Raw genomic sequence first — 22,110 nt, 5'->3', positions numbered from 1 at the left:
ATGGCAGTCGCATGTGGCATCGTGGGTCTACCCAACGTGGGAAAATCCACCCTTTTCAACGCACTCACCCGCGCGGGCGCGGCTTCGGCCAACTATCCCTTCTGCACCATCGAGCCCAATACCGGCGTGGTGGACGTGCCGGACCCGCGTCTGGCGCCACTCGCGAAGATCGTGAATCCCCAGCGCATCCTGCCCGCGGCCCAGGAGTTCGTGGACATCGCGGGCCTAGTCCGGGGGGCCAGCAAGGGCGAGGGCCTGGGCAACGCCTTCCTGGGCCACATCCGGGAGACCGATGCCATCGTCCAGGTGGTCCGGTGCTTCGAGGACGGCAACGTCACCCATGTCGAGGGGGGCGTGAACCCCGAGCGGGACCTCAGCATCATCGAGACCGAGCTGGTCATCAAGGACCTGGACGGCATCGAAAAGGGCCTGGAGCGACACCGCAAGATCGCCAAGACCGGCAACAAGGAGTCCATCGCCCTGGTCGCCGTACTGGAGCAGTTGTACGCGGCCCTGAACGATGGCCGCTGGGCCCGGACCGTAGGCCTCTCCGCAGAGGACAAAGCCCTGGTCAAGTCCTACGGCCTGCTCACCCTCAAGCCCACCCTCTTCGTGGGCAACATCGGGGAGGAGGACATCCGGAACCCCGAGGGCAACCCCCACTACGTGAGGCTCATGGCCCTGGCCGCCGAGCGTGGCGCCCCCTGCATCCCCATCTGCTCCAAGCTCGAGGCCGAGATCCAGGACCTCCCTGAGGAAGATCGGCCCATGTTCCTGGAGGAAGCCGGGCTCACCGAGCCTGGCCTGAACGTCCTCATCCACGCCAGCTACGATCTGCTGGGACTCCAGACCTACTTCACCGCCGGCGTGAAGGAGGTCCGGGCCTGGACCATCCACAAGGGCGACACGGCCCCCCAGGCTGCCGGGGTCATCCATACCGACTTCGAGAAGGGCTTCATCCGGGCCCAGGTCATCGCCTACGAGGACTTCATCCAGTACGGCGGGGAGCAGGGTGCCAAGGACGCCGGGAAGATGCGGACCGAGGGCAAGGAGTATGTGGTGAAGGACGGGGATCTGATGAACTTCCTGTTCAACGTCTAGTTTCCCCTTCTAGGATTCAATTCCCGCACCCCCCGGCCCGATGCCATGGGGAAGGCGGCACGATGGATCAGGGGAATGTCAGCAACTGGACGGGACGGGGGACTCCTTTGGAGGATCCGGCCCTGATCCGGCAGGCCATGCAGGACCTCCATGCTCAGGAGGTCGAGTTCCCCATCAAGGTGGAAGGGACGCACACCCTCCCCTACTCCTCCCGCGTCCACCACGTCGATCTCAAGAAGGGCCACATTCATCTCAAGCTCATCCGGCCCCTGCCCCATGAGCTGGCGGTCGGGGCCGCCTTCGACATGGTCTTCCTGCTGGGGGACCAGCGCTACTGGGCCCCCACCCTGTTCCATGGGCGTGAGAACTACCTGCTGTACCGCTTCAGCATTCCCCTCAAGATGGCACCCGCCGACCGCCGCCAGCACAAGCGCTACTCGTTCAGACCCAGGGAAAAAGCCTATGTCGTGGCCCAGGACGGAGTCATCCCGGGTCATGGCATCTCGGGTCCCCTCGTCAATCTGTCGGAAGGAGGCCTGGCCTTCCGGGTGGACCGGGTCATGCGCCTGGACGACCACCTCCGGATCACGCCCGGGCTGGCTTTCTTCGAGCGGGGCAAGTCCTTTCCCCTGCTCAAGGTCCGGGACCTGCCGAACCTCCCCCTCTTCGAGGCGCGGGGGGTCCTGGCCAACGCCCAGGAGCGCCCTGGGGGGATCATCCTCGGTCTCCAGTTCCTGGATCTCCGGGAATCCGAGCTCCGGGAGCTCCGGGTTGTCCTGGACATCCGCGAGCGTATGCAGCGCGCGCCCGCGGCTTCAGCCACGGACGCTTCGCGCCCGTCGGGTCCCCGGAACCTCGCCCTGGCCAAGGAGCCCGCCACCCGGACTGCCCCCGCCGGCGCCCTCAGCCCGGACGCTCTCAGGCTGCTGGGAAGACGCTCCACCCGACTGATCCTGACCATGGCGGCGGGCCCTGAGCGGGACCTGGTCTCCCAGACCCTGGGCGCCACCGGCTACCTTCGTGTGGAAGCCGCCGAGAGTCTGGAACAGGCCCTGGCCGAGCTACGGGCGGACCGCCACTCCAGCTGTCCCCTGCTGCTCGTGGAGACCGGCGCCGGCGAAGCGGACGCCTTGAAAAAGATCCGCGAGGTGCAGGGCGAGCTCGGAAGCAGCCGGGAGTGGTCGGTGGCCTTGATGGCCAAGGGTGCCGTGCCGCCCGAGACGGGGGACCCGCTCGTCCGCCCCATGGCCTGGCCGACGGCCGGAGAGGGATCCTGGGTGACGCTCCTGGACGAGCTGGCGGGGCTGGATTAGAAGCGGGCCCAAGCCACGACCTGCTTCGGAATGGCACCCTAGATCGGGGTCACCTTCACCAGGTTGCCGCCGGCATCCACGCGGAGGAAGCCGTCCTCAATGCGATTCCCGCCCCGCATGACCGGGTCTGCGGCGTCCCGGGCGAGCAGGACGCCGCCCCGGGCATTGCGCCGGACCACGCACTCTTCGAGCGTGACCTCGGAATCCTCCATGAGCAGGAGTCCCGTGTCCCTGCCCTCGTTGAGGCTGCAGCGGACCAGCAGCAGGCTGCCCCCTGGCTCCACCTGGACGCCGGCCCCGGCATTGCCAGAGATCTCGCAGGCATCCAGCACACCCTGGCCGCCATCCGCACAGTCCACGCCCAGGGACCGACCTTCCGAAAAGGTGCAGTTCCGCGCCTGGACGGTGGCTCCCCGGTGGATCAGCAGACCTGCGCCGCCATTGGTCTGAACCTGGCAGCCTTCCATGGTGGCCAGGCCCCGGTCCATGACCGACACACCGAAGCCGGCGTTCCCCGCCAGCCGGGTCTGGCGCAGGACGACATTGGCACCGGCCAGGACATGGACGCCGGCGCAAGTGTGGTTTGCGATGTCCGAGGAATCCACGACGACCTGACTGTGTTCAAGCGCCAGCAGCCCGGCGAAACGGCTGTCCACCAACCGGCAACCCGTGAGCTGGAGCCGACCCTCACTTTCCACTTCCACCCCACCGGCCTCGCCCTGGAGGGTGGACCCCACCAGGGTCGCCTGGCCCCGCCCACGGACCCTGAGGGCCGTACCGGTTCCCGGACCGATGACCACGCCCTCGAGGGAGACCTGGGCCCCTGATTCCACGTCGACACCCGTGCCCTGGAAATCCAGGATCTTGCCACCTTCCACCCGCGCGGCTCCGGACTTGACCCTCAGGACGGCTTCCCCGGCGGGTCCCTGGAGGGTGAGCCCCCGCAGGGTGACCGCCTGGGCTTGGACGACCATGACAGGCCCGGAGCTGGCCTGGATGATCACCTCGCCGGGCTCGCCCAGGGCGAGGATGGCCACGTCCTTGTCCACCACCAGGGACTCCCGGTACACGCCGGGCAGCACCAGGATCTCGCTCCCGGTCTTGGCCTGCCTCAGCGCCACTTTCAAGCTCAGGCAATGGCCCTGCCCACCCTTGCCGACCCGGATCCGGTGCACTGAGCCTTCGGGCTCGGGCCGGAGGGTGGGGGGAGCGGGCGCGGCAGTGACGGGCGGTGCCTCGCTGGAGCCCTCCAGTGCCTCACGGATGGCGGTTCCGAGGCTTTCCGCGTCGTGGTATCGATCTTGCGGCTGCTTGGCCAGGGCCCGGTCCACCACGGCGATCAGTGACCCCGGCACACCCTTGAGGTCCGCGGGACGGATCGGTTCGGGCGCATGGCGGAGGATGCGGTTCAGCACGGAGGTGGTGCTCTCACCCTGGAAGGGCTTGCGGCCGCCGGACAGGATCTCGTAGAGGATCACTCCCAGGGCGAACACGTCGGAGCTGGGGGTGGCGGTGCCCGTATCCAGGTATTCCGGCGCCATGTAACTCACGGTGCCCATCCAGACGCCGGACTGGGTCAGGCCCGAGGGGCCCATGTGGGCCACACCGAAGTCCATGAGCTTGGCGTGGAGCCGCTTGCCCTGCCGGGTGACCAGGACGTTCGCGGGCTTGATGTCCCGGTGGACCACGCCACGGCCGTGGGCATAGCCCAGCCCCTCGCAGACCTGGGCCAGAACCTCCAGAAGGTCACCCTTGGGGGTCTTCCCTTCCCGGATCAGGGCCTCCAACTCATGGCCATCCAGGAACTCCATGGCCAGGTAGTGCACCCCCTCGTCCTCGCCGAACTCGTAGATGGTGACGATGTGGGGATGGTTCAGCAGTGCCGCCGCCCGGGCTTCCCGCTCGAACCGGGCCTGGGCCTCGTCCCCGAAGGCCGTGCCGGCCGAGATGACCTTCAGCGCCACGTCCCGGCCCAGCTTGGGATCGCGGCCCAGGTAGACCTCGCCCATGGCCCCCTTGCCCAGCAGACGCACCACCTCGAATTTGCCCAGCCGATCCCGCATGGGACCCTATCGGCCAGGACCCTGCCGGCGTTCAATCTGGGCTATCTCGCCTCAATGGGCAGGCGCCGGAGGCGCTCCACCCGGACCGCCAGGGGGGGGTGGGTGGAGAAGAGGCTCATGAGGCCCCCTCCGGCCAGCGGGTTCACGATCATCATGTGGGCCGAGGCCGGTTCCACGTGCTGCATGGGGAGCTGCTGATTGTAGGCCTGCAGGCGCTCCAGGGCCGAAGCGAGCATGTCGGGTCGGCCCGTCAGCCGGGCACTGTACTCGTCGGCCATGTACTCCCGCGAGCGGCTCACGGCCATCTGCAGCATGAAGGCTGCCAGCGGGCCCAGGATCATGATGGCGATGCTGGCGATGGGGTTGGAGCGGCCCTCCTCATCCCTGGCCCCGAAGAACCCAGCGAACCGGGACAGGAACATGATGGCCTGGGCCAGCACGGCGGCCAGGCTACCGATGAGGATGTCCCGGTGCTTCACGTGGCCCAGCTCGTGGCCGATGACGGCCTCGAGCTCAGGCCGGCTGAGGATGCGCATGATCCCCTCCGTCACCGCCACCACCGCGTGCTCAGGGTTCCGGCCTGTGGCAAAGGCATTGGGGGTGTCCTCGGGGATGATGGCGATGCGCGGCATGGGCAGGCCCGCCCGCTGGGCCAGGTTCGCCACGATGGCATGCAGCTCGGGGGCCTCGGCCTGGCTGACGGGCTGGGCGCCATAGCTGGCCAGCACGATCTTGTCGGAGAAGAAGTAGCTCACCCCGTTCATGACCAGGCCGACGGCGAGGGCCAGCACCATGCCCGACTCGCCGCCGATCATCCCGCCGATCCACACCAGCAGGCCGGTCATGGCCACGATGATGAGAAGGGTCTTGGTCTGGTTCATGCGATGGCCTCCAGTTACCAGGATACGAAACGGTTCAAGGTCGGTTCAGCCCATGCGCTTGATGACCACCAGCGTCACGTCATCCCGGAACTTGCCCTCGCCCAGGTGCTGGAAGGCCTCCACCAGCAGCGCCTCGAACAGCTCATCCGCCCCGGCCTCGGGCCGGCGCAAGACCACCTCCGCCAGGGGGCCGTCGCCCAGTTCCTCGCCGGCGGCGTTCTCCGCCTCGACCACCCCATCCGTGAAGATCACCAGGACATCGCCCCGGTTCATGTGCGCCCTTCCTTCAGCAAAGGTGACGCCGGGCAGCAGGCCGACCATGGGGCCGGTGGGGGAGAGCCGCACCACCTCCCGGTTCGCCCGCACCAGGAGCGGCGGATTGTGGCCCCCGTTCACATAGCGCAGATCGCCGTTGGCCGGGTTCAGGCTGCCGGCGAACAGCGTCGTGTAGCGGTTCCGGTCCCGGACATCGTTCATCCGGCGGTTCACCCGTTCCGCGAGGCGCCCCCAGTCCGGGACCCGGTGGTCCGCCATGGCCCGGAGGAAGGCCGAGAGCTGGGTCATCATGAGCGAGGCAGGCAGGCCCTTGCCGGAGATGTCGCCCACGGCGAGGTGCAGGCGCTCGCCGGTGCCTTCGTCCCGGGCCATCCAGAGGTCGTAGAGGTCACCGCCCACGGCCTGGTAGGGCAGGTTGGCGGCCGCGCACTGCCAGCCAGCGGGTTCGGGCAGGGTCTTGGGCAGCAGGCTCCGCTGGATGTTGCGCGCCAAGTCCAGGTCCTTCTCCATGCGCTCGGCCTGGATCCGAGCCTCGCGAAGCTCGAGGCTGGACAGCTGGGAGGAGGTCAGGTTCAAAAGGGTGCGGAGGAAGACCAGGTCGTCCTCGGAAAGCAGTCCCACGGCGGGTTCCGCCGCATAGGCGAAACCATGGCTGTGGGTCTGGTCCACCAGCTCGATGGCGTGGACCAGGCCCCGGGCCTCGACCACATGCTGAAGCTGCTCGCCTTCGAGCGACTCGGGAACGGTTCCCAGGCCCTTGGCGTGGAGCACCTGCCCCTGGGCATCAACCACCAGCAGCCGCATGATGCGGAACTCGCCCATGAGCGTGTTCGCCATGAGGCGCACCAGGTCCCGCCGGGTCTCCACCGTGCCCAGGTTGCGGGTCAGCTCGAAGACCGTGTTCAGCCTGGACAGCTGCAGGGCCAACGCCTGGTTCTGGATGCTGCGAACCGCTTCCGCCCTGCGCCAGGCCAGGAGCGGCGCGCTGATGGAAAGCAGGAGGGGGACGGCTTCCGGGAGGACACCGACGCGAAGGACCAGATGCCCGTACAGTTCATCCCCGTACTGCCAGGGGCGCACCTGCCACCCGTCGCCCGGATGGGTCGGAAAGGCCGGGGCGGCGCCGCGCAGGAACAGCCACTTCCCGCCATCCCAGAGACCCCCCTGGCCGGCCTTGGCAATCCCCATGGCCGTGACGCCCACCAGGTGGACCAGGTCCTCCTCGGAACCCTGCTGGGGAAAGGTCTCCAGGAAGTCGATCAGGGGCAGGAGCTCCTGCGCACCCTCGGGAATCTTCAGCGCCAGGTGGCGGAGGCGGTCGAAAGGATTGGTGGGCATGTCGGGTGAACCGGGTGGTTCAGCTGATCTTCTTGATCAGGCAGCACTCGTTGCGACCGGAGACCTCGTCCGCCTTGAACTGCACCTCGTCCATGAACCGGCTCATGAGCAGCAGGCCCAGTCCGCCCTTGCGCGGGTGCTTGATGTATTCCTTGGGATCCGGCAGCACCAGCTGATCGCCACGGATGCCCTGACCCGAGTGCCAGATGTGGATCTCCAGGGCCTGCTCGGTGAAGCGCAGTTCCAGCTCCACGCTGTGCTCGCCCTCGCCATGGTAGGCGTGGAGGATCACGTTGGTGACGGCCTCGTCCACGGCAATGCTCACCTTGGCCGCGGTGGCATCGTCGAGGCCCGCCGCCAGCGAGGCCCGCTTGGCCAGTCCCGTCACCAGGTTCAGGTAGCGGGTCTGGCTCGGGATGATGAGCCGGAACTGGGCGTGATCCATCTTGGCCGCCACCCTCAGCCCTTCCGCTCTGGCGCGGCGGCCGCCATGGCCTGATCCTCGTCGGCGAACACACGGTAGAGCTGGGTGAAGCCGAGGGTGTCGAAGATGGCGAAGACATTGTCCTGGAGGTTGGAGAGCAGGATGTCGCCCTCATGCTCCCGCACGGTCTCGATCAACCCCATGATGGCGCCCAGGCCAGCCGAGCTGATGTAGGTGAGGTCCTTGCAGTTGAGCAGGATCGTGTAGCGGCCGCCCTCGACCAGCCCCTCCAGGGCCTCCTCGAATTCCCGGACGGTGTGGGCATTGATGAATCCGGCGGGCAAAAGCACCGCAACATCACCGACCTGCCTCACCGCAATGGAAAGATCCGCCATCCGACAACTCCAAGGAACCTGGGCCATCCTATCGGTTCACGAGTTCAATTGCCAGCAGACGGGAAAAGGCCAGGATTGGGATACCCTTGAGTCCAACCTTTATCGAGCCCCTGATGAGCGACTCCAGTCCCGTGGATCAGCCCCAGATCGATGCCCTCAAGACCCGTCTGGAAGCCTGGCTCAATCAGCAGAACCAGACTCTCCTTGAGGAGGTCATGGCCACCTGGCAGAACGCCCTGGGGAACTTCCATCCCGACGAGACCCTGCTCGCGCAGCTCCGGGAGGGTGCATCCTCGGCCGGGTCCTTCGCGCCCGCCGGCCCGCAGGCCCCGGACTTGGCTCCGGGCCTGGATCTGCTCGAAGGGGCCGCCAGCCAGAGTGACCTCCTCAAGCGGTTGCTGGACGCCCTGGGCCCTCTGGCCGAGCGCAGCGCCCTGTTCATCCTCAAGCAGGGGCTGGCTTCGCTCTACGCCCACCGGGGCTTCGAGGGTGAGGCCCCCCGGAAGGCGGGGGCCGTGGTTCCCCCCGAAGAACTCGAGGCGCTGATTCAAGGATCCACCAGGGCCATCCGCCGGAAGGGAGCCGCCTACGAGGCCCTCCTTGGTGCGGTCAGCACCTTCGAGGCCTCGGATGCCGCCATCTTCCCCCTGCGGCACAAGAAGCGGGCCGTAGCCCTGGTCCTGGTGGATAGCGGCCTGCGCCCCACGCTGGATCACCCAGAGCAGGTGCGGGCGCTGGTCCTGGTCGCCTCCGCCATGCTGGCGGCCCTGGCCGCGGGCAAGGAGGAGGAGCACCCGCCTCAGCCGCCGCGGGAAACCCACCCCAGCGCCCCCACCCAAGTCGTACCCGAGCCGATCGAGCCGGCCCCGGCCACCGAACTGGATCCCCGGACCCGCGCCGCAGCAGAGCGCCTCGCCCGCGTCCTGGTGGGTGATGTGGAACTCTATTTCCCAGCCAAGGTCGCCCTGGCCCACACCAAGGGCAACCTCTACGGCCAGCTGCGGGACGAGCTCGAGCGGAGCCGGGCCACCTTTGTGGAGCGCTTCGGCGAAGATGTCGAGACCCGATACCGGATTTTCACCACCACGGTCATCCAACAACTGTGCGATGGAGACGCTGTCAAGCTGGGTGCCGCTCCCTGGGCCTAGGTATTGCCGATTACAAAGGATGACAACCGGGTTCGGATCTGGTAGAACCTTGCTTCTTTGGGTTTGGACGGGGACGGGCAATGGCAAATCTCGGCAAGAAATTCACATGTTTCCAATGCGCGGCGAAGTTCTACGACTTCGGGAAGCCGGAGGCCCTCTGCCCGAAGTGCGGAGCGAACCAGAAAACGGCCCCGGCCAAACCGAAGGCCGTGAAGAAGGAGAAGAGCGTCCACGTCATCGAGGACGACTTCACGGCGGAACCCGAGGCCGAGAACTTGGAGGAGACGTTCACCGAGAGTGGCGTCGCCATCGAGCGGGGCCGCGGCGAGGGCTTCGATCCCGGCGACCTGCGCATGGACGACTACGACGAGTAGGCGAACCGGCGAGGGTGAGCATAATGTCCGGGTGATGCCACCTGCGCCGCCCCTCATCGACCGCCACACTCACCTTGAGGGATCGCTCGATCCCAGGTGGGTCCGGGCCGAGGCGCGACGACGCGGCCTTTTGTTGCCCCCCAGCCTGGAGGCGCTCTGGTCCGGGCAGGCCCAGTCCTTCGATGGCTTCATCGAGGCCTTCCTCTTCGGGGCCGCCCTGCTGGACAGCCGTGAGGCCGTTCGCGAAGCGGTGCTGGGAGCGGCCCGCCGTACCCTGGCCGCGGGTGGCAGCGGCTTCGACTTGTGGACCTCCCCGCACTTCCTCGTGGTCCATCGCGGGCAGGTCTCCCTCGGCGATTTCTGGCTCGGCGTCGAGGAAGGTCTCGCAGGCGCCGAGGCCCTTGGTCTCCACGCCTGCCTGGTGGTGGACGCGGTGAACCACTTCGGGCCCAAGCACGGTCACGCGGTCCTCGACCTGCTGCTCCCAGACCTGCCCGCCTTCGTGAGGGGTTTCTCCACCGGGGGGCTGGAAGGCTGCCCCTTCCGGGACTGGGCCCCCGTCTTCGACCGGGCCCGCGCGGCTGGCCTGCGCATCGCGGCCCATGCCGGCGAGAACGGCCCCGGGGAGAATGTCCGCGAGGCCATCCTGGATGGCGGCGTTTCGCGCATCGTCCACGGGATCCGGGCCGACGATACCACCTGGGAACTGCTGGCTGAACGCGGCATTGCCGTGGACGTCTGCCCCAGCTCGAACCGGGCCCTGGCCGCCGACGTGGACCCCCATCCGCTGCCCCGGATGCTGCGGGCGGGGGTCCGCTGCGCCCTGGGGACCGATGACCCCGGCGTCATCCCCTGCGATCTGGCGACGGAAGCCCGGGCCGCCCGGCGCATGGGCCTGGATGAGCCGGCCATGGCGGGGCTCAGGCGCCACGGGGCCGAAGATGCCTGGTGCCTGCTGGATTGAGGGCGCTGGTGGCAGGTGGCATGAACTCCTCGCCGGATCCTCGCTCCATTGGCCTGCCCCGCAGGCCAATCCTCGGTCCGGCGGTCCGCTTGGCATGAACTCCTCGCCGGATCCTCGCTTCATTGGCCTGCCCCGCAGGCCATTCCGCGGTCCGGTGGTCGTTCAGGCTCGAAGCCATGGGCCTTTCCAGGTAGACTAGGGGATTCGGTGCGCGCCCATAGCTCAGTTGGATAGAGCATCAGGCTTCGAACCTGAGGGTCGGGCGTTCGAGTCGCTCTGGGCGCACCACCGGTTTGACAATTCGGCTTCATGCGAGCGTGGCGGAACTGGTAGACGCACTGGATTTAGGTTCCAGCGGTTCACACCGTGTCGGTTCGAGTCCGACCGTTCGCACCATTTGCCAGAATTGGCAAATCAGGACGGAATCGCCGCCAGGCGATTGCCGCCCGAAGGGCGAGGGCACAGGACGTGCCCGAGTCACGAGGCGAACTGCCACCACCTCGAACCGAGAGCCGAATGACTTCCCACGCACTTCCCACGCATCACGGAGCACCCATGTCCGCCACCCTCCACCACAATTCCCCCACTCGCAAGGCCGTCGAGGTGACGGTGCCCGCCGCTGAGGTGAGCGCCGCCTACAACGAGGTGGTGGCCAAGATCGCCCCGAAGGTCCGCATTCCCGGCTTCCGCCCCGGCAAGGCGCCCCGCCCGGTGCTCATGCAGAAATACGCGCGTGAGATCCAGTCGGACGTGGCCCAGCAGCTGGTGGAGAAGCACTTCTGGAAGGCCGCGCAGGAAGCGGGCGCCCTGCCCATTTCCCACCCCTCCCTGGAAAAGCTGGACCTGAAGGAGGGCGCCGATGCCGTCTTCCGCGCCCAGTTCGATGTGGCCCCGGAAGTCACCCTGCCTGACTACAAGACCATGGCTATCACCAAGAAGAAGCGCGCCATCGACGAGGCCACCGTCCAGGAGCACCTGGAAGGTCTGCGCCAGCGCGCCACCAAGTTCCTGCCAGTCGAAGAGGGCGCCGTGGCCACTGGCCTCATCGCCACCTGCGACATCCGCGTGAAGCCCCAGGGGCTCAAGGCCCAGGAATACAAGGACCAGGTACTCGAGATCGACGGCACCCGCCCCTTTGATGCCGAGATGATCGGCATGAAGGTGGATGAGAAGAAGACGTTCGCCCTGACCCACCCGGTCGATGATGCCAACACGGTCCTCGCCGGCAAGACCCTCACCTACGACGTCCAGGTGAAGGACCTTCGCACCAAGGAAGTGCCAGACCTTGGCGACGAGTTCGCCAAGGACATGGGCGACTTCGAGAACCTGGGGGCCCTCAAGGCGGCCGTGCGGAAGGATCTCGAGGAGGCTGCCGAACGCGATGCCGTGGCCCGGCTCCACGCCACCATGCTCGACACCCTGCTGGATGCCGCTCCCTTCGAGGTGCCCCGCTCCATGGTGGGCCTGCAGCTCGACGACTACTGCCAGGAGTTCGCCCAGCACGTCAGCCGCCAGGGCATGGATCCCAAAAAGGTGAACTGGCAGGCCTACCGCCAGTACCGCCTGAACGACGCCGAGCGGGCGGTCCGCAGCGGCTACCTCCTCCAGGCCATCGGCAATGCCGAGTCCATCGAAGTCCCCGAAGCGGACATCGACTCCGAGATCCGGCAGTACATGGCCGAGAACCAGGTCCAGCAGGCCTTCGACGCCTTCAAGGCGGAGCTGGAAAAGCGTGGCAACGCCACGGAGATCAAGGGCCGCCTGCGCACGGACCGGATCTTCGACCATCTGCTGACCACCGCCAAGGTCTCGGAGGAACTGCTGGACAAGGCCGCCTTCGAGGCGCTGGTCGAGCTGGAGCGCAAGCGTGAGGCCGGCATCCCCGTGAACCGCTTCGATGCCGGCGGACTGGAGGGTGGCGATCTGGAAGGCCAGGAGGGTGGCGAACCCGCCGTCGTGGCGCCGGCCACCGAGCACGTCCACGGCCCCGACTGTGACCACGGACACGAAGTCGAAGAGAAGCCCGTCAAGAAGGTGGCGAAGACGGCTGCGCCCAAGGACGAACCCGAGGCCCAGGAAAAGCCCAAGAAGGCCACCAAGGTCAAGGAGCCCGAGGCTGAGGAAAAGCCCAAGGCCAAGAAGCCCGCTGCGAAGAAGTAGTCTGTGCCCGTTTCACGGAGAAGGCGCCACCCGGCGCCTTCTTGCTATTCTGATCCATCCGCCGGAGGGCCCATGCCCAGCAGCTATTATCCCCCCATCGTCATCGAGCAGACGCCCCGCGGCGAGCGCAGCTACGACATCTACTCGCGGTTGCTGAAGGACAACATCATCTTCCTGGGCACTGCCATCGACGACAACGTGGCCAATGCCATCGTGGCCCAGATGCTGTTCCTTGAGAGCGAGGACCCGGACAAGGACATCCAGATCTACATCAACAGCCCCGGTGGCAGCGTCACTGCGGGCCTGGCCATCTACGACACCATGCAGTTCGTGAAGAACGACATCGTCACCTACTGCATCGGCCAGTGCGCCTCCATGGGCGCCCACCTGCTGGCTGCCGGCACCAAGGGCAAGCGGTTCGCCCTGCCCAACGCCCGCATCATGATCCACCAGCCCTCGGGCGGGGCCCAGGGGCAGGCAACCGAGATCGAGATCACCTTCAAGGAGATCCAGCGCCTGAAGGAGAACCTCTCCGCCACTTTCGCCAAGCACACGGGCCAGCCCCTGAAGAAGGTCATCAAGGACATGGACCGCGACTTCTTCATGAGCGCCGAGGAGGCCCTGGAGTACGGCATCGTGGACAAGGTCCTCTCCGAGCGGCCGGCCTGATGACCGCAAGCCTCTCCAGCCTCCCCGGATTCGAGCGCCTGAGCGGCATCCCCCTCTACGTGCCCGGCAAACCCATCCAGGAAGTCCAGCGCGAGCTGGGCCTGACCCGCATCGTCAAGATCGCCTCCAATGAGAACCCCTGGGGACCCACCGAGGCCGTGAAGGCCCGAGTGGCCGCCGTGATCGCCGGTTCCGAGTTCGAAGGCCTGGGTCTGTACCCGGTCAGTGACGGCTACTACCTGCGCAAGCGCATCGCCGAGCGGAAGGGGCTTTCTGTGGACCGCGTGGTCCTGGGCAACGGCAGCAGTGAGATCCTCGAGATGGTGGCCAAGGCTGCCTTCCTGGGCGGCGGCAGCGCGGTCATCCCGAAGCACAGCTTCGCCATCTATGGCATCGCCACCCAGACCGCCGGCGGCCGCGTCATCGAGTCCAGGGCCTCCGCCACAGAACTGGACGTGGACGACCTCCTGCGCTCGGTGACCGAGGACACGCGCCTCGTCTACCTGGGCCACCCCAACAACCCCACGGGCATCCGCTTGGAGCGCGCCGCCCTCGAACGCCTGGTGCGCGACCTGCGCGAGGACATCGTGCTGGTGGTGGACCAGGCCTACGCCGAATACGAGGATCCCGCCGACTATCCGGATGCTGCCACCTACCTGGATCATCGTCCGAACCTGCTCGTCCTCCATACCTTCTCCAAGATCCATGCCCTGGCCGCCCTGCGCATCGGGTACGGCCTCGGTTCGAAGGAGCTGATGGGCTTCCTCGAGCGCGTCCGCAGCCCCTTCAACACGAACCATCTGGCCCAGGCCGCCGCCGAAGTCGCCGTGCAGGATCTGGCTTTCGAAGCCTTCTCGCGCCTGAAGAACGTAGATGCCCGCGCCGCCTTCGTCGAGGAGGCCTCGAAGCACCGCTGCCAGCTCTCGGGCACCAGCGGCAACTTCATCCTGCTGGAGAGCGCCTTCCCCGCCGCGGACCTGTTCAAGGAGCTTCTCCAGCGCGGCGTGATCGTGCGTCCCATGCACGGCTACGGCCTGCCCAACCACATCCGCGTGTCCTTCGGCAGGCCCGAAGAGATGCAGGCCTTCTGGAACGCCGCCGGCCCTCTGCTCGACGGCGGCTGCTGATTGGGGCGGGTTCCGGACGAGATTGAGAGGCTCCGCGCCCTGCTCTCGCAGGGCGCGCACGTGGAATGCCGGGAAAGGCTGCGGAGCCTCCGGGCCCGCTACAAGACCGAGCCCACGGCCTTCGACGTGGAGGATATCGCCGCCCTGAAACGCCTCGCCGCGGAGCTGGAAGCCCCACCTGACCTCGAGGCCGCCCTCAAGGCCACCTTCGGCTACGATGCCTTCCGCCCGGGCCAGCGCACCATCATCGAGGCCGTGCTCTCGGGCCGGGACGTGGTGGGAATCATGCCCACAGGGGCCGGGAAATCCCTGACCTACCAGTTGCCCGCGCGGCTGTTGGGTGGCGTGACGCTTGTGGTCTCGCCCCTGATCGCGCTCATGAAGGACCAGGTCGATGCCCTCACCGAGGCCGGACTCCGCGCCACCTTCCTGAACTCCAGCCTCGATGCCGAGGCCCGGCGCGAGCGAATCCGCGCCCTCAAGAACGGCGAGCTGGAACTGGTCTACGCCGCGCCTGAGGGTCTCGAGCTCTACCTGGCCGATCTCCTCCGCGAGGTGGACCTGCGCCTCATCGCCGTGGACGAGGCCCACTGCATCAGCCACTGGGGCCATGACTTCCGTCCCGCCTACCGGACCCTCGCTGGCCTGAAGCAGCGCTTCCCGGAGGTGCCTGTGCTGGCCCTCACGGCCACCGCCACGCCCGAAGTCCGCCGCGACATCGCCGCCCAGTTGGAGATGCGGAACCCCGTGGAGGTGCAGGGCTCCTTCTTCCGGTCGAACCTCCACATCAGCGCATACCGCAAGGGGGCGGAAGGGCTGCCTCCCGTTCGGGAGGCCCTGCTGCGCCTGGTCCTGGCGCGACGCGGAGACAGCGGCATCATCTACTGCCTGTCACGGAAGGCGGTGGAGGCCACCGCGGCCTTCCTTGTGGACGAGGGCATCCGCGCGGCCGCCTACCATGCGGGCATGGACCCCGCGGCGCGCTCCGCCGCCCAGGAGGCCTTCCAAAGGGATGACGTGGACGTGATCGTGGCCACAGTCGCCTTCGGCATGGGCATCGACAAGAGCAACATCCGCTACGTCATCCACCGCGACATGCCCAAGAGCGTGGAGGGCTGGTATCAGGAGATCGGCCGTGCGGGCCGCGACGGGGCCGATGCCGACTGCGTGATGTTCTACGGCTGGGGGGACGTGCTCAGCTACGACCGCTTCACGGACAGCCTGGAGGCCTCCCTGGCCCAGGCCCAGCAGCGGCAGACCCGCGACCTCTTCCGCCTTGCCGAGGCCACGTATTGCCGGCACCAGGCCTTGCTGGCCCACTTCGGCGAGCGGATGGATGCCTGCTTCGCCTCCTGCGATGTCTGCAGCGGCGACGACCCGCTGCGGGCTGCGCCTTCGCCGGGCAAGGCCAAGCGCGGCTCGCCACGCGGCTCCCGCCCCCCAATCACAGAGGTCCCGGTGGAAGGCGAAGAGGCGCTCTACCGGGAACTGAAGGCCCTGCGGAAGCGCCTGGCCGATGCCAAGGGCGTGCCCGCCTACGTGATCTTCAGCGATGCCACACTCCAGCAGATGGCGCGCTTCCAGCCCGCCACGGAGGCTGAATTCTTAGCCCTCAGCGGCGTGGGGCCGAAGAAGCTTCAGCAGTATGGGAATTCCTTCCTCGAATTGCTCACCCGGCAGGGTTCCTGATAGGCCTCAGGCAGGCCTGGACATCTGTCACAACCTGGAACCAGCCCAATTGATAGCAAAGAGTTTGCGCCTTGAGACGCCCTGTTTCGACCTTGCAGGAGCAGTAGGAGGAAATTAGGGTAATGAGAGACATTTCATACACAAGTGTCCAGTGGTCAAGCCCCTTGGTTTTGGAGGTGGGTAAATGAGCTTCACGGAACGCGTCAGGGACCTCACCCGGCTGGCTTTCCAGCTGGGCAACAACTGGATCACGCTGGCGGGCACCGCCATGACGACCAGTTCTGCCTTCGTGCTCGTCTGGTTCTGGTTCATGGAGCTGACCAGCCCACGATCCATCCATCCCTACCTGGGCATCATCCTCTTCATCATCCTGCCCGCCCTGTTCCTGGTGGGTCTGGGGCTGATCCCCTTCGGCCTTCTCCGCGAGAGGCGCAAGCGCAAAGCCGCAGGTGAGGCTCCCCTGCCCCTGCAGGCCGTGGATTTCAAGCAGCCTGCCGTGCGTCGCCTGCTGACGGTGGTGGGCGTGCTCACCTTCATCAACGTGTCCATCCTGGGCACGGCGGGTCTGAAGGGCGTGGAGTACATGGACTCCAACCAGTTCTGCGGGCTGACCTGCCACACGGTCATGAGCCCCGAATACACGGCCTTCCTTGATTCGCCGCACTCCCGCGTGGGCTGCGCCCAGTGTCACATCGGCCACGGCGCGCCGGCCCTGGTGAAAGCCAAGATCTCCGGCACACGGCAGCTCTTCGCCGTGGCCTTCGGCACATTCTCCCGGCCCATCCCCAGCCCCGTCGAGCACCTCCGCCCCGCCCGTGAGACCTGTGAGCAGTGCCACTGGCCCCAGAAGTTCACGAACGACAAACTCATCGTCCGCACCAAGTTCGCCGAGGATGAGGCCAACACCCCGTCCACGAGCATCCTGCTGCTGAAGATCGGGGGCCACACCCCCAACGGCACCACGGGCATCCACGGCCGCCACCTCGACAACATGGAGCGCATCAGCTACGTGACCACCGATGCCCGTCGCCAGGAGATCCCCAAGGTCACCTACCGCGAGGAGAACGGGAGCCTGACGGAGTACGTCACGGAGGAATTCAAGAACCTGCCGAAGGAGAAGCTCGCCAAGGCCACCACCCGCGGCATGGACTGCATCGACTGCCACAACCGACCCACCCACGCTTTCCACCTGCCCGACCGGGCCCTCGACAAGGCCCTCGCCGACAAGCGCATGAGCACCGAGTTGCCCTTCCTCAAGAAGATCGCCCTTGAATTGCTCAAGGTCGAATACGCAGATCAGAAGCTGGCCGCAGCCAAGATCCCGGTGGCCCTGGCCGAGTACTACCGCACCAACTACCCCGAGATATACAAGCAGAAGCGGGCGCAGGTGGACACGGCCGGCGAGGTGGTGAAGGCCATCTATCTCCGCAATGTCTTCCCCGAGATGAAGATCACCTGGGGCACCCACCCCAACAACATCGGGCACGAGGAAGCGGTCGGGTGCTTCCGCTGCCACGACGGCAACCACACCGCCGCCGATGGCCGCACGATCAAGGGCGACTGCGACACGTGCCACACGATCCTGGCCCAGGACGAGAAGGATCCCAAGATCCTCAAGGACTTCGGCATGAAGTGATGGAATGGTGAGGAGCGGCCGTCCAGAATGTTGGGATGACCGCTGCCGCCCTTCTCCTGATCGCGATTGACGGCCCGTCTGGCGTGGGGAAATCCACCACGGCCAAGCGGGTCGCCATGCGTCTGGGCTGGCAGTACCTCGATACCGGGGCCATGTACCGGGCCGCCGCCCTGGCCATCCGTCGGGCAGGCGTGGACCTCACGGACCGATCCGCCCTTGAAGGCGTGCTGTCCAGCCTGGACCTCTCGCTGAATGAGGGCCGGACCTACCTGGCCGGCGAAGATGTCAGCGAGGCCATCCGCAGCCAGGAGGTCACCCTCCTGGTCACCCCCGTAAGCGCCGACGCCCGGGTGCGCGAGGTGCTGGTGGATCAGCAGCGCCGCATCGGCGCCAGCGGCCGCTGGGTGGTGGACGGCCGAGACATCGGCACCGTGGTGTTCACGCAGGCCTGCTGCAAGGTCTTCCTCACGGCCAGTCCCCAAGCCAGGGCCCGAAGGAGGTTCCTCGAACTGCAGGCGAAGGGCCCAGCGCCAGACTTCGAAGCGGTCCTCACCGACCTCCAGCGCCGCGACCTGGCCGACAGCACCCGGGCGACCTCGCCCCTGCGCAAGGCCGAGGACGCGGTCGAGCTCGATTCCAGCGACATGAACCTCGACCAGGTGGTGGACTGGATCGTGGCGAGGCACCAGGCCCACCTGTGATCCCGCTGCCCGAGGCGCTGCAGACGGCCCTGGACGAGCCCTGGCGCCCCGTCGGCACCGCCGGCCTCGTTGCTTTCTCCATCGGCTCCGGCCTGCTCTTCCTGGCCGCCCTCACGGCCGAAGAGGGCTGGATTCCCCTGCTGGACGGGGTGAACCTGCTCTTCCACGAGGCCGGGCATCCGCTGTTCGGGGTCTTCGGCTGGGAGACGCTGGTCATCCTCGGAGGCACCCTGATGCAGCTCCTGGTGCCTGCGGTGGTGGCAGCCTCCTTCTGGCTGCGGCGGGATGCCTACGGGACCGCCGCCGCTGGCCTTTGGACCGGTGAGAACTTTCTGAACATCGCCCGCTACGTGGCCGATGCAAGGGCCCAGGCGCTGCCGCTGGTGGGCGGCGGGGAGCATGATTGGGCCACGCTCCTGGCCCAGTGGGGCTGCCTTGCCTCGGACCACCGCATCGCCCAGGCTCTCCGCAGCTTCGGCTGGCTGGCCATGGCCGGAGCCTGGGGTTGGCTGGTCTGGCGTTGGCATGTCACCCGGCGGGACGGCCTGCTTTAGTAGCCCTCGCCCTCGGCCGCCGCCTTCACCTTGCCGCGGTGGAACCGGAACAGGAAACCGGCGTAGCCGATGGCCAGGGGGAATCCAAGGAGCCACCAGACGAGGCCGCTGCGCAGCCCGTGATGGCCCACGCTGGCGTTCAGGGCCGTGAGGTCGAAGGCAGGGTCCAGGGTGGACTTGAGCATCACGGGATAGAGGCTGGCGGCACTGGCCGCGAGGATGCCCAGGATGAAGGCGCCCGAACCCAGGAAGGCCAGCAGGAACCGCTGCCTCCGCAGGCCAAGGAAGGCCAGGCCCAGGCCAACGACGAAGAGGGCCGTGAAGGCCCAAGCCAGGGGTGACCTCGCCAACCCGAGGAAGATGGCGGGATTCACGATGCGGGTGCTCGCCGTGGCAACCACCCACAGGAACAGCACGAGCCCCCAGAGCGGCGCGGCCAGCGCGCGCGATCGCTCATGCACGGCTCCCTCCGTCTTCCAGGCCAGGAACAGGGCACCGTGGGCGGTCACGGTCACCAGGGTGAACACACCGATCAGCACGGTGTACCAGTCCAGCACGCCGGGCTGCGGGCCCAACCGGAAGGTGGTCCACATGGGCACGGAGAAGTAGCCACTGGCGTCCAGGGGCACGCCCCGCAGCACGTTGCCCAGGGCCGCCCCGAAGAGCACGGGCAGCAGCACGCTGGCCAGGGCGAAGGTGGTGTCCCAGAAGTGGCGCCAGAGGCCATCCTGCACGTGGGAGCGGAACTCGATGGAGATGCCGCGCAGCATCAGGCACCAGACCAGCACCCACATGGCCAGGTAGAACCCGGAGAAGCCCGAGGCCAGCACCTTGGGGAAGGCCAGGAAGAGCGAGCCGCCGGCCGCGAGCAACCACACTTCGTTGCCGTCCCAGAAGGGCCCGATGGCGCCCAGTACCTCCCGGCGCTCCTCGTTGGTCTTGGCCACGGCCAGGTGGAGGATCCCCGCCCCGAAATCAAAGCCGTCCATCACCACGTAGATCGAGAACATCACGGCGACCATCCAGAACCAGAGCTGCTCCATGGCGGCCTCCTAGTGCTTCACGGGGCCGTGAGCGAGCTCCCGGCCGATGAGGTAGAGGAAGAGGATGCTCAGCACCACGAAGATGCCCGCAAACCCAAGCGTGGTAAAGGCCGTCTGGCCCGCGTGCACCATGGGGGAAGCACCCTGATTGGTACGCAGCACCCCATGGATCAGCCAGGGCTGCCGCCCAAATTCGGCCACGGCCCAGCCGGCCGTGGTGGCGATGTAGGGGAAGGGGAAGGCCAGCATCAGCGCCCACAGCATGGGCCGGTTCGTGTCCAGCCGCCTCCGCCAGAGCAGGAACGCCGCCAGACCCATCACGGCGATCATGAGCGTGCCCAGGCCCGCCATGATGTGGAAGCTGTAGTAGAGCAGCTCGATGTTCTGGGGCCACTGGTCCTCGGGGAAGGAGGACAGGCCCTTCACGTCGCTGCTGAAGGTGCCGTAGGCGATGAAGCTGAGCACGGCAGGCAGCTGCACCGGGTTGTCGATCTTCCGCTGGGCGACATTGGGCTGTCCGATGAGGGTGAGCCCCGCCCGGGGACCGCTCTCGAAGCGCCCCTCCATAGCGGCCAGGGTGATGGGCTGGTACCGCGCCACGAGCTTGCCCTGGAGGTCGCCGGTGGGGAAGGCCACCAGGACGCTGAAGATCAGCCCCATGAACGTGCCCATCCGCAGGTTCAGGCGCGCCTGCTCGGCATGCAGGCCCTTGAGGGTCCAGAAGGCCCCCACGGCCGCCACCACGAAGGAGCCCGTCACCACCGAGGCGATCATGGTGTGCGCGTACTGGCCCAGGGCCCAGGGATTCAGGAGGAAGGCCCAGAAGCTGGTGAGCTGCAGCGTGCCATCCGGTGCCACCGTGTAGCCCACCGGGTGCTGCATGAAGGCGTTCGTGGCCACGATGAAGTAGCCGGAGAGCCAGCTACCCAGCCAGAGCGCCACGGCCGCGCGGAAGTGCCCCTTCGGCGACAGCCTTTTCTCACCCCAGATCAGCAGCCCAAGGAAGCTGCTCTCCAGGAAGAAGGCGAACATGCCCTCCATCCCCAGCGTCTGGCCGATGATGCCCCCGGACAGCTGCGAGAAGCGCGCCCAGTTCGTGCCGAACTGGAACTCGAGGGGGATACCCGTCACCACGCCCACGGCGAAGTTGATGCCGAAGATCTTGATCCAGAACCGCGCGGCGTCGGCGTACCGGGCCTCGCCGGTGCGCAGCCCCATCGCCTTGAACACCACGATGAGGAAGGCCAGACCCATGGTGAGCTGGGGGAACAGGTAGTGGTAGGTCGCCGTGAAGCCGAACTGAAGCCGGTGCCAGAAAAGTGGATCGCCCATGGTCCCTCCGGTCACGACATCAATCAGGCGACGCCAGAGATCCAGTATCCCATGACTGAGGTCACCCAACATGCGACAAACTGCCGCAACCCATGTGAAAGCTCGAGATATCTTGAGACTTACAGGTAGGGAAATCCTCAGGCCTCGACCACGATCTCCGAGGTGATGGGCACCGCGGGCCGCAACATGGCCGACACCCCGCAGTAGGTCTCCTCCGAGAGCTGCACGGCCCGCTGCAGCTTCTCCACCGGCAGGTCCTTCCCGCGGAACACATACCGGACATGAATCCCGGTATAGATCCTGGGGTGCTCGTCGCGCAGCTCTGCGGTCACCTGGACCTCCAGGCCCTCGAGCGGCACCCGCATCTTCTCGAGGATGCCCACCACATCGATGCCGGTGCAGGCACCGAGGCCCGACAGCAACAGCGCCTTGGGGCGCGGGCCGAGTTCCCGGCCACCCGCATCAGGGCTGGCATCCAGCATGAAGCGGTGGCCGTCCTGCTCTACCTGGAAGGCGCGACCGGAATCCCAGCGGACGGTGCTTGAGTGACCCATGGTGAACCTCAGGAAAGCAGGTTGGAAAGACGGCGCCACGATCCTAGGTTCGCCACCTCGGTGAACCCTGCGCGCTTGAGCAGGGAGACCGCGAAGCCGCTGCGACTTCCGGTTTCGCAGCACACGAGCACCGGCCGGGCCTGGTCGAGCTCCCGGACCCGGCCCTCCAGTTCACCAAGGGGGATGTTGATGGCCTTGGAATGGGCTCCGGCCTTGAACTCGGACCGGGTGCGCACGTCCACCACCTGGGCGTTTCGGCCCAGCAGCGCCTGGACATCCGTGGCCGAGGCCGACCGGCGGCTCCACCACAGGTAGCCGATGGCCGCCAGGGGGAGCAGGTAGTACCAGTGGTCGAGCAACAGGGACAT

At 66.9% G+C, this 22,110-nt stretch carries 21 protein-coding genes and 2 tRNA genes; 14 read left to right on the top strand and 9 right to left on the bottom strand.

All coding sequences use genetic code 11. The features are described from left to right. Nucleotides 1–1,101, top strand: coding sequence for a redox-regulated ATPase YchF (gene ychF / locus WAS25_RS04435; protein WP_422310297.1), 1,101 nt, complete (start codon nucleotides 1–3; stop codon nucleotides 1,099–1,101). 62 nt (nucleotides 1,102–1,163) lie between these two features. Then, a complete protein-coding gene (locus tag WAS25_RS04430; RefSeq protein WP_422310296.1) occupies nucleotides 1,164–2,414 on the top strand; it encodes a PilZ domain-containing protein in 1,251 nt (416 codons plus the stop codon). Nucleotides 2,415–2,452: 38 nt separating this feature from the next. Here WAS25_RS04430 and WAS25_RS04425 read toward each other — a convergent pair whose 3' ends face one another. The 5 genes from WAS25_RS04425 to WAS25_RS04405 are packed head-to-tail and all read right to left on the bottom strand — an operon-like array spanning nucleotide 2,453 to nucleotide 7,791. After that, nucleotides 2,453–4,477 carry a protein kinase domain-containing protein gene (locus tag WAS25_RS04425; protein ID WP_422310295.1) on the bottom strand — a complete coding sequence of 675 codons (2,025 nt, stop codon included), beginning with the start codon at nucleotides 4,475–4,477 and terminating at the stop codon, nucleotides 2,453–2,455. Nucleotides 4,478–4,518: 41 nt separating this feature from the next. Next, nucleotides 4,519–5,358 (bottom strand): zinc metalloprotease HtpX, encoded by an 840-nt coding sequence (htpX, locus tag WAS25_RS04420; RefSeq protein WP_422310294.1) that lies wholly within the window; start codon nucleotides 5,356–5,358, stop codon nucleotides 4,519–4,521. Nucleotides 5,359–5,403: 45 nt separating this feature from the next. After that, nucleotides 5,404–6,972, bottom strand: a complete 1,569-nt coding sequence (locus WAS25_RS04415; RefSeq protein WP_422310293.1) for a PP2C family protein-serine/threonine phosphatase — start codon at nucleotides 6,970–6,972, stop codon at nucleotides 5,404–5,406. 19 nt (nucleotides 6,973–6,991) lie between these two features. Then, entirely contained in the window at nucleotides 6,992–7,417 is a 426-nt protein-coding gene (locus tag WAS25_RS04410) for an ATP-binding protein (RefSeq protein ID WP_422310292.1), read from the bottom strand. A gap of 14 nt (nucleotides 7,418–7,431) precedes the next feature. Further along, entirely contained in the window at nucleotides 7,432–7,791 is a 360-nt protein-coding gene (locus tag WAS25_RS04405; protein WP_422310291.1) for an STAS domain-containing protein, read from the bottom strand. A 113-nt stretch (nucleotides 7,792–7,904) separates the two neighbouring features. On the opposite strand from WAS25_RS04405, the gene WAS25_RS04400 reads away from it, so the two are divergent. The 12 genes from WAS25_RS04400 to WAS25_RS04345 all read left to right on the top strand — a co-directional run bounded on the left by WAS25_RS04400 (nucleotide 7,905) and on the right by WAS25_RS04345 (nucleotide 18,813). After that, a complete protein-coding gene (locus WAS25_RS04400) occupies nucleotides 7,905–8,939 on the top strand; it encodes a hypothetical protein (RefSeq protein WP_422310290.1) in 1,035 nt (344 codons plus the stop codon). Nucleotides 8,940–9,019: 80 nt separating this feature from the next. Beyond that, nucleotides 9,020–9,313 carry an FYDLN acid domain-containing protein gene (locus WAS25_RS04395; RefSeq protein WP_422310289.1) on the top strand — a complete coding sequence of 98 codons (294 nt, stop codon included), beginning with the start codon at nucleotides 9,020–9,022 and terminating at the stop codon, nucleotides 9,311–9,313. A gap of 34 nt (nucleotides 9,314–9,347) precedes the next feature. Next, nucleotides 9,348–10,277 (top strand): adenosine deaminase family protein, encoded by a 930-nt coding sequence (locus WAS25_RS04390; RefSeq protein ID WP_422310330.1) that lies wholly within the window; start codon nucleotides 9,348–9,350, stop codon nucleotides 10,275–10,277. 211 nt (nucleotides 10,278–10,488) lie between these two features. Next, nucleotides 10,489–10,565: transfer RNA gene (locus WAS25_RS04385), tRNA-Arg, on the top strand. 23 nt (nucleotides 10,566–10,588) lie between these two features. Further along, nucleotides 10,589–10,673 (top strand) — tRNA-Leu (locus WAS25_RS04380). Between the two features lie 159 nt (nucleotides 10,674–10,832). Next, nucleotides 10,833–12,437: a trigger factor gene (tig, locus tag WAS25_RS04375; protein ID WP_422310288.1), complete on the top strand. Its 1,605-nt coding sequence runs from the start codon at nucleotides 10,833–10,835 to the stop codon at nucleotides 12,435–12,437. A gap of 72 nt (nucleotides 12,438–12,509) precedes the next feature. Further along, the gene (gene clpP, locus WAS25_RS04370) at nucleotides 12,510–13,106 is read left to right on the top strand and encodes an ATP-dependent Clp endopeptidase proteolytic subunit ClpP (RefSeq protein WP_422310287.1); all 597 of its coding nucleotides are present in this window, start codon (nucleotides 12,510–12,512) and stop codon (nucleotides 13,104–13,106) included. Next, complete coding sequence (locus WAS25_RS04365; RefSeq protein ID WP_422310286.1) at nucleotides 13,106–14,233, top strand: pyridoxal phosphate-dependent aminotransferase; 1,128 nt, start codon at nucleotides 13,106–13,108, stop codon at nucleotides 14,231–14,233. The genes clpP and WAS25_RS04365 overlap by 1 nt, the downstream gene beginning before the upstream one ends. Before the next feature lie 60 nt (nucleotides 14,234–14,293). Continuing rightward, on the top strand, nucleotides 14,294–15,922 hold the full coding sequence (locus WAS25_RS04360) for a RecQ family ATP-dependent DNA helicase (protein WP_422310285.1): 1,629 nt from the start codon (nucleotides 14,294–14,296) through the stop codon (nucleotides 15,920–15,922). Between the two features lie 184 nt (nucleotides 15,923–16,106). Continuing rightward, a complete protein-coding gene (locus WAS25_RS04355; protein WP_422310284.1) occupies nucleotides 16,107–17,558 on the top strand; it encodes a cytochrome c3 family protein in 1,452 nt (483 codons plus the stop codon). Between the two features lie 35 nt (nucleotides 17,559–17,593). Beyond that, nucleotides 17,594–18,259 carry a (d)CMP kinase gene (gene cmk, locus WAS25_RS04350; protein WP_422310283.1) on the top strand — a complete coding sequence of 222 codons (666 nt, stop codon included), beginning with the start codon at nucleotides 17,594–17,596 and terminating at the stop codon, nucleotides 18,257–18,259. Beyond that, nucleotides 18,256–18,813: a hypothetical protein gene (locus tag WAS25_RS04345; RefSeq protein WP_422310282.1), complete on the top strand. Its 558-nt coding sequence runs from the start codon at nucleotides 18,256–18,258 to the stop codon at nucleotides 18,811–18,813. The genes cmk and WAS25_RS04345 overlap by 4 nt, the downstream gene beginning before the upstream one ends. Here the strand turns inward: WAS25_RS04345 and cydB are convergent. The 4 genes from cydB to WAS25_RS04325 all read right to left on the bottom strand — a co-directional run bounded on the left by cydB (nucleotide 18,810) and on the right by WAS25_RS04325 (nucleotide 22,110). Beyond that, nucleotides 18,810–19,856, bottom strand: a complete 1,047-nt coding sequence (gene cydB / locus WAS25_RS04340) for a cytochrome d ubiquinol oxidase subunit II (protein WP_422310281.1) — start codon at nucleotides 19,854–19,856, stop codon at nucleotides 18,810–18,812. The genes WAS25_RS04345 and cydB overlap by 4 nt on opposite strands. A gap of 9 nt (nucleotides 19,857–19,865) precedes the next feature. Next, nucleotides 19,866–21,188, bottom strand: a complete 1,323-nt coding sequence (locus WAS25_RS04335) for a cytochrome ubiquinol oxidase subunit I (protein ID WP_422310280.1) — start codon at nucleotides 21,186–21,188, stop codon at nucleotides 19,866–19,868. Nucleotides 21,189–21,325: 137 nt separating this feature from the next. Continuing rightward, entirely contained in the window at nucleotides 21,326–21,742 is a 417-nt protein-coding gene (locus tag WAS25_RS04330) for an OsmC family protein (protein WP_422310279.1), read from the bottom strand. An 8-nt stretch (nucleotides 21,743–21,750) separates the two neighbouring features. Further along, the gene (locus tag WAS25_RS04325) at nucleotides 21,751–22,110 is read right to left on the bottom strand and encodes a rhodanese-like domain-containing protein (RefSeq protein WP_422310278.1); all 360 of its coding nucleotides are present in this window, start codon (nucleotides 22,108–22,110) and stop codon (nucleotides 21,751–21,753) included.

Origin of the sequence: Geothrix sp. (assembly GCF_049292215.1) — a bacterium.
Taxonomy (GTDB): Bacteria; Acidobacteriota; Holophagae; order Holophagales; family Holophagaceae; genus Geothrix.
The sequence above is the reverse complement of the archived record's forward strand: the minus strand, read 5'-3'. Positions and strand labels throughout refer to the sequence as shown.